Source organism: Polaromonas glacialis (assembly GCF_000709345.1).
Classification (GTDB): domain Bacteria; phylum Pseudomonadota; class Gammaproteobacteria; order Burkholderiales; family Burkholderiaceae_C; genus Polaromonas; species Polaromonas glacialis.
In genome coordinates this window covers 2,864,683-2,877,095 of record NZ_KL448323.1, presented here as the reverse complement: position 1 = coordinate 2,877,095, position 12,413 = coordinate 2,864,683, and the positions used below count along the sequence as shown (strand labels likewise).

At 64.6% G+C, this 12,413-nt stretch carries 9 protein-coding genes; 6 read left to right on the top strand and 3 right to left on the bottom strand.

The features are described 5' to 3' along the window. Positions 1-99: 99 nt before the first annotated feature. From EC86_RS0114040 to EC86_RS0114030, 3 genes are all read left to right on the top strand, one after another. On the top strand, positions 100-1,020 hold the full coding sequence (locus EC86_RS0114040; RefSeq protein ID WP_036772192.1) for a class I SAM-dependent methyltransferase: 921 nt from the start codon (positions 100-102) through the stop codon (positions 1,018-1,020). Between the two features lie 416 nt (positions 1,021-1,436). After that, entirely contained in the window at positions 1,437-3,608 is a 2,172-nt protein-coding gene (locus tag EC86_RS0114035) for a 4Fe-4S binding protein (RefSeq protein WP_084181565.1), read from the top strand. After that, positions 3,605-4,615: an FAD:protein FMN transferase gene (locus tag EC86_RS0114030; RefSeq protein ID WP_029526311.1), complete on the top strand. Its 1,011-nt coding sequence runs from the start codon at positions 3,605-3,607 to the stop codon at positions 4,613-4,615. Before EC86_RS0114035 ends, EC86_RS0114030 begins: the two co-directional genes overlap by 4 nt. Positions 4,616-4,672: 57 nt before the next feature. Here the strand turns inward: EC86_RS0114030 and EC86_RS0114025 are convergent, their stop codons facing one another. After that, positions 4,673-5,758, bottom strand: coding sequence for a porin (locus EC86_RS0114025; RefSeq protein WP_029526309.1), 1,086 nt, complete (start codon positions 5,756-5,758; stop codon positions 4,673-4,675). Positions 5,759-6,255: 497 nt separating this feature from the next. Between EC86_RS0114025 and exaC the strand changes: the two genes are divergently transcribed. Both exaC and EC86_RS0114015 read left to right on the top strand, forming a co-directional pair. Continuing rightward, entirely contained in the window at positions 6,256-7,776 is a 1,521-nt protein-coding gene (gene exaC, locus EC86_RS0114020) for an acetaldehyde dehydrogenase ExaC (RefSeq protein WP_029526308.1), read from the top strand. 107 nt (positions 7,777-7,883) lie between these two features. Beyond that, complete coding sequence (locus EC86_RS0114015) at positions 7,884-8,273, top strand: DUF779 domain-containing protein (protein WP_029526307.1); 390 nt, start codon at positions 7,884-7,886, stop codon at positions 8,271-8,273. A gap of 54 nt (positions 8,274-8,327) precedes the next feature. Here EC86_RS0114015 and EC86_RS0114010 read toward each other — a convergent pair whose 3' ends face one another. Further along, positions 8,328-9,242, bottom strand: coding sequence for a substrate-binding periplasmic protein (locus tag EC86_RS0114010; protein ID WP_084181350.1), 915 nt, complete (start codon positions 9,240-9,242; stop codon positions 8,328-8,330). Positions 9,243-9,293: 51 nt separating this feature from the next. Continuing rightward, positions 9,294-9,782 carry a cytochrome c-550 PedF gene (pedF, locus tag EC86_RS0114005; RefSeq protein WP_029526305.1) on the bottom strand — a complete coding sequence of 163 codons (489 nt, stop codon included), beginning with the start codon at positions 9,780-9,782 and terminating at the stop codon, positions 9,294-9,296. 385 nt (positions 9,783-10,167) lie between these two features. Between pedF and EC86_RS0114000 the strand changes: the two genes are divergently transcribed. Then, positions 10,168-12,210: a sigma-54-dependent Fis family transcriptional regulator gene (locus EC86_RS0114000; protein WP_029526304.1), complete on the top strand. Its 2,043-nt coding sequence runs from the start codon at positions 10,168-10,170 to the stop codon at positions 12,208-12,210. Positions 12,211-12,413 lie beyond the last annotated feature (203 nt).

Genomic DNA, 12,413 nt, shown 5'->3' with positions numbered 1-12,413 from the left:
GCAATTAAATTGTGTGCAATTTAATTGCCGGAGTGACCATGCAGGGTCATGCAAGTCCCGGGCGGGGCATCGAAAAGCGCAGGACTAAACTTGCCAGCCATGCAAAAAAACAGCCCACCCCTTCGCGACAAGCTTCGCGGCAAGCCCGCACAGGTCATTGAAGAACTCCGCCCCGGCCAGTCGATCGAATTGCTGCAGGAACTGCACATTCTGACCCGCGAGGGCAAGCTCAACCAGGACACCCGGCGCAAGCTCAAGCAGGTCTACCACCTGTACCAGTTCATCGAGCCGCTGCTGAACGAGGTGTCCGGGGGCGGACAAGGCTTCACGCTGGCCGACCACGGCGCCGGCAAGTCCTACCTGGGCTTCATCCTGTACGACCTGTTCTTCAACGTGGCGCGCCAAGGCGAGCCGGTCAGCGGCCATGTCTACGGCATTGAAACCCGCGCCGAACTGGTCGAGAAATCGCGTGCGCTGGCGGCGCGGCTGGGTTTTGCGAACATGTCCTTCCTGAACCTGTCGGTGCAGGAGGCTACCGCTTCGGCCGAACTGCCGCCCCGCGTGGACATCGTGACCGCGCTGCATGCCTGCGACACCGCCACCGACGACGCGATTGCCTTTGGCCTGGCCAGGCAGGCGTGCCACATGGTGCTGGTGCCCTGCTGCCAGGCCGAGGTGGCCGGCGTGCTGAAGAAATCGCGTGCCCTGAACCTGGCCAAGTCTCCGCTGGCCGAGCTGTGGCGCCATCCGCTGCACACGCGCGAATTCGGCAGCCAGATCACCAACGTGCTGCGCTGCCTGCAGCTGGAAGCCAACGGCTACCAGGTCACCGTGACCGAGCTGGTCGGCTGGGAGCATTCGATGAAGAACGAACTCATCCTGGCCAGCCGCCCGTCAACGCCCAGCGCGGCCAAGACCCGCGCCGCGCAGACGCGTTTGCAGCAGGTGCTGGCTGAACTGGGCCTGGGCGAGTTGACGGCGCGGTTCGCGGTGTCCGCTGGGAATGCAGAGGCTGCATGACGCCTTGCCGGCCCGTGCAACGCTGGTTTATGCCTGTTTTTGGCCTTTTGCGCATGCTGGACGGGCGAAGATAGCTATTTAATTTATAGCGAATCCGGTTTGCGCCTGCCCGCTCCCCGAGCGTGCCGAATTGGAACAGTCAGGGCAACCGGCTTCCTGCCGGTGTTCACTATCTGCGCATCGGCCCGGCTTGCAGCCCGCAGCGCCCGCAGGCGTTCCCACGGCAACCCGCAAAACACCGGCCGCTTGCACGGTGGCATGCGTTTTGCCTTCAAGTGCTCCAACCCATCGCCGCCCGGAAGGCCAGCGCCGGCCAAAAGCGCTGGCGGCGCCATGGGAAACCAAGGAGACATCAAAATTCTGTCAATCCGCGCAACTTGTGCAATCCGCCGCCGGCGCCGTGCGGGGAAGGCCTGATGGCGCCATTCCTTTTCCGGCCAGCCCAGCTTCGTGCATTTGCCACGTTGACCTTCGGCCTGCTTTTTTTCGCGCTGTGCGCCTGGCTGCCCGCGCAGGCGGGAACCATGACGCGCGACGCCATGCTCAAGGCTTTCCCGCCGCCGCTGATCGTTGGCGAAAAAGACCGAGAACTGCCGGTCTGGCCGATCCTCAAGCAGGACGGAACCGCCACGCCCATCGTTGCCTATGTGTTCGAGTCGGTCGACATGGCGCCGATTCCCGGCTTTTCCGGCACGCCGTTCAACTTGCTGGTGACGCTCGATGCCAAGGGCATTTTCACGAACGTGCGCGTGCTGTCGCACCACGAGCCGGTGTTCCTGGACGGGCTGGGCGAAGAGCCGATGCGCCGCTTCGTCGAACAGTACAAGGGCGTCTCGCTGATGCAGAGCATCAAGATCGGCGCAGGCGGCAACAGCCAGGCAAAAGCCGGCAGCGCCAATGTCTACCTCGACGGCGTGGCCAAGGCCACGGCGTCGGTGCGCATCCTGAACCAGAGCCTGCTGGCCGCATCGCTGAAGGTCGCGCGGGCCAAAATGGGCTATGCCAAGGGCCGCGACCCGGAGCTGGTGGCCCGCATCCGGCCCGAGGTGTATGCGCCCATGGACTGGAATGCGCTGGTCGGGGCCGGCCTGGTCTCAAGCAAGACGGTCAGCAACCGCGACATCGAGCAGGCCTTTGCCGGGACGGTGGGCGCGGGGCAGGACCGCGAGGCCGGCCAGGCGCCGGAAGGCGCGTTCGTCGCCCTGCATGCCGCCTACTTGAGCGTGCCAGCCACGGGCCGCAACCTGCTCACGCCCGAGGGCTGGAAGGTGCTGCAGGGCCGGCTGGACCCGGGCGACCATGCGCTGCTGCTGGTCGGCAAGGGCCGCTATTCCTTCCTGGGCGACGATTTCGTCAGCGGCTCGGTGCCCGACCGGGTGACGCTGCAACAGGAAGGCTTGCCTTTGGAACTGCGCGACCTGGACCTGGACGCCAGATTGATATTGCCCGCCGCGCTGCAGGGCGCAGAGTGGCGCGTCTTCCGGGTGAATGCCCCGGCCGGGCTGGACCCGGCGCAGGCGCTGGACTTCAAGCTGCGCGTGACGCGCAGCAAAGGCATGATCTACCCGGAGCGGGTCAACAAGGATTTCGCCTTCGGCACGGCGCTGCCCGCGAAATACTTTGAATCGGCCAGCGCCGACGACAAGGGCTGGCATTCGATCTGGCGCGCGCGCAGCGCCGAACTGGCGGTGCTGCTGGCCGGCCTGGCGGTGCTGGCCTGGGCGCTGGCCAGGCCCGCCTGGGTGTCGCGCAGCAAGCGCCGGCTGGCCATTTTCCGCACCGGCTACCTGCTGTTCACGCTGGGCTTCATTGGCTGGTACGCGCAGGGCCAGCTGTCGGTGGTCAACATCACGGCGCTGGTCCAGGCGCTGATTGCCGGCCGCAGCCTGGGTTTCTTCATGTACGACCCGATGACCGTGGTGCTCTGGGGCGCAGTCATTCTCAGCGCCGTAGTCTGGGGGCGGGGCACGTTTTGCGGCTGGCTCTGCCCCTTCGGCGCGCTGCAGGAACTGGTCAGCAAGGCGGCCAATGCGCTTGGCGTGCGCCAGGTCCGCATCCCCGACCGGGTCGATTCCCGGCTCAAGAAACTCAAGTACATCGTGCTTGGCGTCATCGTGCTGGTGGCCTGCTTTTCGGTGGGCTGGACCGACCGCCTGGTCGAGGTGGAGCCGTTCAAGACCAGCATCACGCTGGGCTTCAACCGCTTCTGGCCTTTTGTGGCCTGGGCCGGCGGGCTGGTGGTGCTGAGCGCTTTTTTCTACAAGGGCTATTGCCGCTACCTGTGCCCGCTGGGCGCCGGCATGGTGGTGCTGGGCCGGCTGCGCCGCTTCGACTGGATCGCCCGGCGCGCCGAATGCGGCCAGCCCTGCCAGCGCTGCCGCAGCGACTGCGCCTACCAGGCCATCGACAAGCCGGGAAAGATCGACTACGACGAATGCTTCCAGTGCCTCGACTGCGTGGCCATCTACACGAACGAGGAACTGTGCGTGCCGCTGATCCTGAAAAACCGCCATGTGTCCGGCCAGGTGCGCATACCCATCGCGGTTGCCGGCAACCCGGCTGCAAAACTCGTCAGGGGTGCGCCATGAAAAGACGCAATTTCCTGCGCTCCGGTCTGGGCATGGGCGTGGCAGGCCTTGCTGCATCCGGCTGGATTGGGCCTGCCGGTGCCGTTCGTGGTTCAGATCCGCTCCAGTGGCGGGACCGCACGATGCTTGGCTTTGGCACGGTGCTGACCTTGCGCGTGGCGCACGCCGACAGCCATCAGGCCGAGCGGTCGCTGGACGCGGCGGTTGAAACCATCCGCCATGTGGAAGCGCAGATGAGCCTGTTCAAGAGCGACAGCGCGCTCAGCCGGCTCAACCGCGAGGGCGCGCTCTTGCGGCCCCATCCCGATCTGGTCAAGGTGCTGCAGCTGGCGCAAAGCGTGTCGGCGCGCAGCCAGGGCGCGTTTGATGTCACCGTCCAGCCGCTGTGGGCCGCGTTTGAACAGGCGGCAGGACGCAAAGCGCTGCCGTCGCCAGAGGCGGTCACAGCCGCGCGGGCCGCCGTGGGCTGGCAGCATCTGTCGGTATCAAGCGACGCGATTCGCCTGGGGCGGCCGGGCATGGGCGTGACGCTGAACGGCATCGCCCAGGGCTTTGCCGCCGACCTGGTGCGCACGCGGCTGCAGGCGTTCGGCATTGAGCATGCGCTGGTCAATGCCGGCGAGTGGACTGCGCTGGGACAGCCCGGCCACGACGGCCCCTGGCTGCTGGGACTGCAGGACCCGCGCGATGCGCAGGCGCTCATCGCCCGGCTGGCGCTGGACGGCCGCAGCATCGCGGTGTCGGCCGACAACGAATGCAGTTTCAGCCCTGACCGGCGGCACCACCACATCTTCGATCCGCGCACCGGTTATTCGCCTGCCGAGCTGTCGTGTGTCGCCGTGGCGGCGCCCAGTTGCGCGCTGGCCGATACGCTCACCAAGGTCATGTTCGTCGCCGGGCGCGAGGGCGCGCTTCGGCTGGCGCGGGAATGGAATGTCGATGTGCTCGTGGTGGACAAGCAGGGCAAGTGGCAGGCTACGGCGGGCCTGCAGCTTCACGCAGCCTGAGCGCTTCGCCAGTCCCCGGCATGCAGCAATGCCGGGGCTGAAAGGCCTGCAGGCCGCTCAGAAGGAGTGCCTGACGCCCACGTTGAACAGGCTGGTGCCGACATTGGCCGCCGTGCCGCCGGCCACGACGGTCGTCAGCAGCGTGGCGCCTGCCTTGGCATCGGCATAGGTGAAGGTGCCGTACAGCGTCGTGCGCTTGGACAGGGCGTATTCATCGCTCAGGATCAGCGTCGTGGTCTTGTCCTGACTGTTGGTCTTGTTCTTGCCGAAATAGAGGGCGGCCATCACGGTGTTGCTGGCCGCTGTCTTCCAGTCCACGCCTGTACCGACCACATTCACCTTGCTGGCATCGGCCAGCGTGGCGGCATTTTTATTGACGCCACGCAGATAGTTCAGCTTGCCGGTGAAGTCGCCCAGCGTGTAGCCGGCACCCACGGTGTAAATACTGCTCAGCCGGTCAGACGTATTGGGCTTGTTGTTGGACTGGTAGGCTGCCGACAAGGAAAGCGGGCCAGCGTAAGTGACGCCCAGGGAATACACAGCGCCTTTGCCTTCGGAAACACTGTAGCCGCCCGCAATGCCGACCGGGCCAAACTTGTTGCTGTAGGTAATGGCGTTTTGCAGGAACACGCCAACGTCGTTGTTCTGGTTCGGGAGGACTGTGGCGCTCAAGCCCGGGGCGACGACGCCTGAGTTGTAGGCCCATGAATAAAGGCCGGAAAAGTTTTCACGCAGGCCGCGCGGGTCTGTCGCAGCGAATGCCAAGATTGCAGGGCTGTATTGGTTGCCCAGAGTGAGCGTGCCAAAGTCGGCAGATGACAAACCCACATTGGACTGGCGGCGAAACAGGGCCGCAGCGCCTGTGGTTCCATTTCCGCCCGCCGCGCCGGTGTCCGCCGCAAAGTGTCCTTCCAGGTTGAAATTGGCTTTCAGTCCGCCGCCCAGGTCTTCGGAGCCGCGAAAGCCCCAGATGCTGGGCGAGATGCCGCCATTCGCGATGCTGGTCGAGGAGCCGCCGGCCGGACTGTGGTTCTGCGTCAGCACGCCCAGGTCCACGTTGCCATACAGCACCACGCTGCTTTGGGCCATGGCCGCGCTTGATACCAGCGCCAGAACGGCAAGGGCGAGCAGGTTTTTTTTCATCACGATGTCTCCGGTAATTTTGAAGTCCCCAGCAAATTGTGGGAACACCGGTTTCAGCAAAAGCCATGCCCGTCGAGCTTGGCGCGCCGTTCCCGGCCCGGCTGGCCGGGCGGCGGTGGGCGAATGCTCTTTTTTGTCACAGGTGTCTCAGGGCGGAGCGTTGCATTTCGCATGCAGCCGGCGCTTGCGACTCCAGGGCGCATAGGTTTTAAGCAGCGAAGCAATTTTCAGCATCAAAAAGGCTTCTAGCGCATGTCCAGTATGCGCAAGCAGCTATGAATTCAGCAGTAATAAAGGACCTGCGCCTGGCGCGCCGTGAACGAAGAGCGGGGTGATTTCGCCCCAGGGCTGGCGAATCCCGCGCTCACGCCCCGGAAATGTTTGAAAAATGACTGGAAATCACGCCTTTTTTCGCCTTCCTCCTGCTGGCACGTTCCTTGATAACGATGGAGTACCCGCAAGGGAAACCACCCCGCCATTGACCACAGAGGAGACAGATGATCTACGCAGCACCCGGCGCCCCAGGCGCCATCCACACCTACAAAGCCCGCTACGACAACTTCATCGGCGGCGAGTGGCTTGCCCCGGCCAAGGGCGAGTACTTTGACGTGATCAGCCCCGTCAACGGCAAGCCCTACACGCAGGCCGCGCGCTCCACCGCCGAGGACATCGAACTCGCGCTCGATGCGGCCCATGCGGTAGCCGACAAATGGGGACGCACCTCCGCCGGCGAGCGCGCCAATGTACTGCTCAAGGTGGCCGACCGCCTGGAAGCCAACCTCGAACTGCTGGCCTGGGCCGAAACCGTGGACAACGGCAAGCCGATCCGCGAAACGCTGAACGCCGACATTCCGCTGGCCATTGACCACTTCCGCTATTTCGCCGGCTGCATCCGCGCGCAGGAAGGCGGCATCAGCGAAATCGACGAGAACACCGTCGCCTACCACATGCACGAGCCGCTGGGCGTCGTCGGCCAGATCATTCCCTGGAACTTCCCGATCCTGATGGCCGCCTGGAAACTGGCCCCGGCGCTGGCCGCAGGCAACTGCGTGGTGCTCAAACCCGCCGAATCCACGCCAATCAGCATGCTGGTTCTGGCCGAACTGATTGCCGACCTGCTGCCCGCCGGCGTGCTCAACATCGTCAACGGCTACGGCCGCGAAGCCGGCATGCCGCTGGCCACCAGCAAGCGCATCGCCAAGATCGCCTTCACCGGCTCCACCTCGACCGGCCGCGTGATTGCGCAGGCGGCGGCCAACAACCTGATTCCGGCGACGCTGGAACTCGGCGGCAAGTCGCCCAACATCTTCTTTGCCGATGTAATGGACAAGGACGACGGCTTCCTGGACAAGGCGATTGAAGGCCTGGTGCTGTTCGCCTTCAACCAGGGCGAGGTCTGCACCTGCCCGTCGCGCGCGCTGATCCAGGAATCGATCTACGACCAGTTCATGGAACGCGTTCTCAAGCGCGTCGCCGCCATCAAGATGGGCAACCCGCTGGACACCGACACCATGATGGGCGCACAGGCTTCCAAGGAGCAACTCACCAAGATCATGTCCTACCTCGAACTCGGCCGCCAGGAAGGCGCCGAGGTGCTGATCGGCGGCGAGCAGGCCTACCTGGGCCCGGATTTCGAGGGCGGCTTCTACGTCAAGCCCACGCTGTTCAAGGGCCACAACAAGATGCGCATCTTCCAGGAAGAAATTTTTGGCCCGGTGCTGGCCGTGGCCACCTTCAAGGACGAGGCCGACGCGCTGGCGATTGCCAACGACACGCTCTACGGCCTGGGCGCCGGCGTGTGGAGCCGCAACGGCAACGTCGCCTACCGCATGGGCCGCGCCATCAAGGCCGGCCGCGTCTGGACCAACTGCTACCACGCCTACCCGGCGCACGCGGCCTTCGGCGGCTACAAGGAATCGGGCCTGGGCCGCGAAAACCACAAGATGATGCTCGACCACTACCAGCAGACCAAGAACCTGCTGGTCAGCTACAGCGAGCAAAAGCTCGGCTTCTTCTGATCTTTTGAACTTTTGCTGACCGGCCGGCCTGGAGCCGCGCAGCATCCACGGGGACGGGCAACCGTCCCTTTTTGCGTTTCATGGCGTTTTTTTATCTGGAGACCGACATGGTTGAAAAAGTCATTGCTACAGAGGCGGCGCTCGAACTGGTCGAGCAGCTCAAGGCGAAACACGGAACCGTCATGTTCCACCAGTCCGGCGGCTGCTGCGACAACAGCGCGGCCAATTGCTACCTGCCGGGCGAGATCACGATGGGCGCGGGCGATGTCTTCCTAGGCGAGATCGGCGGCGCGCGCTTCTACATCGGCAAGTCGCAGTACGCGTACTGGAAGCACACGCAGCTGATCATCGACGTGATCGACGGGCATGGCGGGACGTTCTCGCTCGAAGGCCCCGAGGGCAAGGCTTTTCACACGCGTTCGCGGGTGTTCACCGAGGCGGAGCTTGAGGAAATCGAAAGGCAGGATGCCGCGCAACCGGGGGGCGATGCGTCCTGAATTGATGAAAGGCGGCGCTGCTGCCTGCGGCGCCGCCTCCTGCTGTTCAGGCCTTCAGGGCGCCGTCAGCGTCATGCCGCGCTGCTGGAACATCGCCAACAGCTCGCCATTGCCGCGCAGTTCCTTGAAGGCCACTTCAATCGCCTGGCCCAGGTCCTTGTTCGCCGCCTTGATGGCCAGCCCGAGCGGCCAGCCGTTTTCGGGAACGCCTTGGAGCGGCATGCTGGTCAGCGCCAGATGCGCCGGCCGGGGCTGGGCCTGCGCCAGCGCGGCCTCGGCCTGCGAGCGCAGCACATAGGCGGCGGCCGCCTGCCCGTTGATGACGGCCCGGGCCGCCTCCACGCCTGAAGGGTAGACGCTGACCTGCGAGCGCAGCATGCCGCCCTGCTGGCCCATCAGCACGCTGGCCAGTCCGGTCCCGCGCTCGACCGCCAGCTTGCGGCCCTTGAGGTCATCCGGTCCCGTGACCTGCGGCAGCGCGCGCGTGTCATGCAGCAGCACCTGCACCTGTCGCATGTAGGGCGCAAAGATCAGCGCCTGCCGGTTTTCCTGCATCAGGTACTTGTCCACCGGCACATGCAGCATGATGTCGGCCGGCCCGTAGCCCAGGTAATGGCCGCGCCAGACCATGTTGCGCAGGTCGTCGTTCATGCGTTCGCCCGCGTCGAAGGGCAGCAGGGCCAGCTTGAGGTTCATCTGCCGGGCCAGCGCGCCGGCCAGCGCAATGTCCAGCCCCTGCATGTCGGCGGCGGGTCCGTCCGAAAACGGCGCGTTGTCCTTGTACACCGCCACCTTGAGGATGCCGCTGTCGCGGATGCGCGCCAGGTCGGTCAGCTCGGTCTGCGCCTGCGCCAGCGGCGCCATGCCCAGCGAAAGCAGCAGCGCCAGGCTGCGCCGGCGGTCAAGGCCGCGCGCAGGCAGGGTGTCGCGGCCGGAGTCCGGGCAAACATCGGGATTTGAAGTGGTCATGGTGTGGGCTTGCCTTGGATCGATTGAAAAATGGCCGAAATTCGCTGGGCCTTAAGGCTCGCGGCGCGTTTCCAGGTAGGTGCGGATGGACCAGATGGCTTCCTGCGTCAGCGTACCTTCAAACGGCGGCATGTAGACGCGGCCGTCGCGCGCCCGGCCGCGCCGCACGGTGGAAATGAAAAAGTCGTCCATTTCCTTGAAGCAGGCCGATTTCTTGGCCTCGTCGGCCATGCCCGTGCATTCGCTGTCGAGCTTGCGCAGGTCCGGCGACATGCCGCCTGAGATGGCTTCCAGCCCATGGCAGCGCGCGCAGTTCTGGTTGTAGGCCGAGGTGCCTATGCGCAGCGCTTCCTTGTTGGCCGGGCCCGTGCTGTAGGGGTTGGCGTCCCGCCATTTGTCGCCGAGCTGGGGCAGTGTCTTGGTGTCCACCGACTGCGGTATCACATCGCCATGGGACAAGGCCGCGCCGGTCCAGAGCGCGGCCGAAATGCACAGGGCGAGACCGGACTGCTTGAGAATTGAGGATGAAAAGGCTTTCATTGAAATGTGCTCCAGTTGATGCGTGATGGCCCCTATCAGCAATAAGCAAGCCAGCGCTTTCAGGCGCATCTGCCTGGCCGGGCTTCCCGGCGGAGCGGCTCTGGAAAGGCTTTCAGGGCAAGTGGCCGAAGCAGACACAGCGCCGGAAAGTGTTCTGTTATGGAACACTTTTGCAACTGTTCCAGGCGCCTGAAAAATTACAATAAATCCTTTCGGATCAAGGGTTTATGCCGTTGCGCACCCCTTGTTCCATGTTCCAGAATGCGGTAGCTCAAGCGTTCGGTCACCCGCAAAAATGCCGGCCAGGCCGAATGCAAGGCAACGACACCGAAAGACCTCGCGCGATGTTTTGCGCAGGTCGCACACGTAACTCAAGGAGAGGATGATGAGCATCCCGGCTGCCAGCTATTCGCCTTCCCGCACAGGCACTCCCCCCGGCTACGAGACAGAAGACGAACGAAAGCGAACGCTGATCGAGGCGTCGCACCAGCGTTCGCAGTCGTTCGGCATTGCCACTTCCGACCAGCCCGATTTTTCCCCGCCCGGCCAGGTTGTCCTGGCGCGGACGATCGAGGAAAATCGCTTTTTGCTGCTGCATGCCGCGCCGGCCATGGAAACGCTGTACGAGCAGATCGCCAACACCCACAGCATGGTGCTGCTGACCTCCGCCAAGGGCGTGGTGCTGCATTCGCTGGGCGACAGCGACTTCCTGGAAAAGGCCTCGCGGGTGGCGCTGACGCCCGGCGTGGACTGGTCCGAAGGCAGCAAGGGCACGAATGCCATCGGCACCGCGCTGCGCGAAGAGCAGCCGATCATGGTTCACGGCGGCGAGCACTACATGAACGCCAACAAGTTCCTGACCTGCTCGTGCGCGCCCATCATGGACCCCTACGGCCAGCTGATCGGCGCGCTCGACGTGAGCGGCGACCACCGCAGCGTTCACCAGCACACCATGGCGCTGGTGCGCATGTCGGCGCAGATGGTCGAAAACCACATGTTTGCCGACATTTTTCCCAAGGCCGTCCGCATCCACTTTCACAGCCGGCCCGAGTTCATCGGCACCCTGGTCGAAGGCATCGTGGTGTTTTCCGCCGACGGACGCTTCCTCTCGGCCAACCGCAGCGCGCAGTTCCAGCTGGGTTTGTCGCACAACGCGCTGAAGGTGCACACCTTTTCGTCGCTGTTCGGCATTGCCATGTCGCACCTTTACGAGCTGTGCCGGGGCGGCCTTCCCCGGCTGCATTCGCTGTGCCTGCACAACGGCGTGACGGTGTCGTGCCGGGTCAAGATCAAGCAGGGCATGCAGTGGTTCGCGGGCCATGACGCGGGGCCGTCGCCCGATGCCGTGGATGGCGCGCCGGCTGGCCAGGGCATCAGCCAGGCCGCCTCGGCGCGCCGGCACCAGTTGTCCACGCTGCGCTACCTCGACACCGGCGACCCGCAGGTTTCGGCCGTGATCAAAAAGCTGCAACTGGTCCGGGGGCGCGACATCCCGATCATGATCCTGGGCGAAACGGGTACCGGCAAGGACCTGATGGCCCAGGCCATCCACGGCGACTCCGAACGCGCCAGCAAGCCCTTCGTGTCGGTCAACTGCGCGTCGATTCCCGAAACCCTGATCGAGTCCGAGCTGTTCGGCTACGAGGACGGCGCCTTCACCGGCGCGCGCAAGAAAGGCGCCGCCGGGAAAATCCAGCAGGCCAACGGCGGCACCCTGTTCCTCGATGAAATTGGCGACATGCCCAAGCACCTGCAGGCCAGGTTGTTGCGCGTGCTGCAGGACCGCCGCGTCAGCCCGCTGGGCGCCGGCAAGGAGGTGGAAGTGGACATCGCCATCGTCTGCGCCACCAACAAAAGCCTCAAGGACATGATCGCGCGCGGCGAGTTCCGCGAAGACCTGTATTACCGGCTCAACGGCCTGGTGGTGCGCCTGCCGGCGCTGCGCGAGCGGACCGACTTCGACCTGGTCGTCGCCAAGATCATCGCCAGCCTGTGCGACAAGACCCCGAAGATCGGGCTTTCGGCCGACGTGCAGGCCATGTTCCGCGCCTACCACTGGCCCGGCAACTTCCGCCAGCTGCACAACCTGCTGCGCACCGCCGTGGTCATGGTCGGTTGCGACGGCATGATTGATCGCATCCACCTGCCTGACGACTTTCTGGAGGAACTGGCGCAGCAGCCTGCCGGCCAGCTGCTGGCGCAAACGGTTGCCGTCACCGCCGGGCTTGAGCCCGTGACCACTGCTGCGACTGGCCGGCCGGTCTGTGAAGCCGCCGGCCACAGCCTGCAGGACGTCGCCCTGTCCGCCATGGCGCAAATGCTGCGCCAGCATCAGGGCAACGTGTCGGCTGCGGCCAAGGCGCTCGGGGTGTCGCGCAACACCATCTACCGCAAGAAAGACCAGTTGCCGCAGGATGTCTGGAACTGATCCGCCGGCTACCGTCCGGCGCTGCCAGGGCGGCGGCCTGCAGGAAATCACCTTGGCCATGCCTCAATGCGCCTGGCCTTTTTGCTATTTATTTAATAGCTACTTGCGCATACAGGTCGTGCGGAAACGGCCTATTTGATGCCTAAATTGCGGCCTGCCGCCTGAAACGCCGCCGATCCGGCTCCAGCCGGTTCTACCGCCTG

Coding starts and splice junctions, on each gene's coding strand:
- EC86_RS0114040 (WP_036772192.1), top strand. CDS start 100: ATGCAAAAAAACAGCCCACCCCTTCGCGACAAGCTTCGCGGCAAGCCC.
- EC86_RS0114035 (WP_084181565.1), top strand. CDS start 1,437: ATGGCGCCATTCCTTTTCCGGCCAGCCCAGCTTCGTGCATTTGCCACG.
- EC86_RS0114030 (WP_029526311.1), top strand. CDS start 3,605: ATGAAAAGACGCAATTTCCTGCGCTCCGGTCTGGGCATGGGCGTGGCA.
- EC86_RS0114025 (WP_029526309.1), bottom strand. CDS start 5,758: ATGAAAAAAAACCTGCTCGCCCTTGCCGTTCTGGCGCTGGTATCAAGC.
- exaC (WP_029526308.1), top strand. CDS start 6,256: ATGATCTACGCAGCACCCGGCGCCCCAGGCGCCATCCACACCTACAAA.
- EC86_RS0114015 (WP_029526307.1), top strand. CDS start 7,884: ATGGTTGAAAAAGTCATTGCTACAGAGGCGGCGCTCGAACTGGTCGAG.
- EC86_RS0114010 (WP_084181350.1), bottom strand. CDS start 9,242: ATGACCACTTCAAATCCCGATGTTTGCCCGGACTCCGGCCGCGACACC.
- pedF (WP_029526305.1), bottom strand. CDS start 9,782: ATGAAAGCCTTTTCATCCTCAATTCTCAAGCAGTCCGGTCTCGCCCTG.
- EC86_RS0114000 (WP_029526304.1), top strand. CDS start 10,168: ATGAGCATCCCGGCTGCCAGCTATTCGCCTTCCCGCACAGGCACTCCC.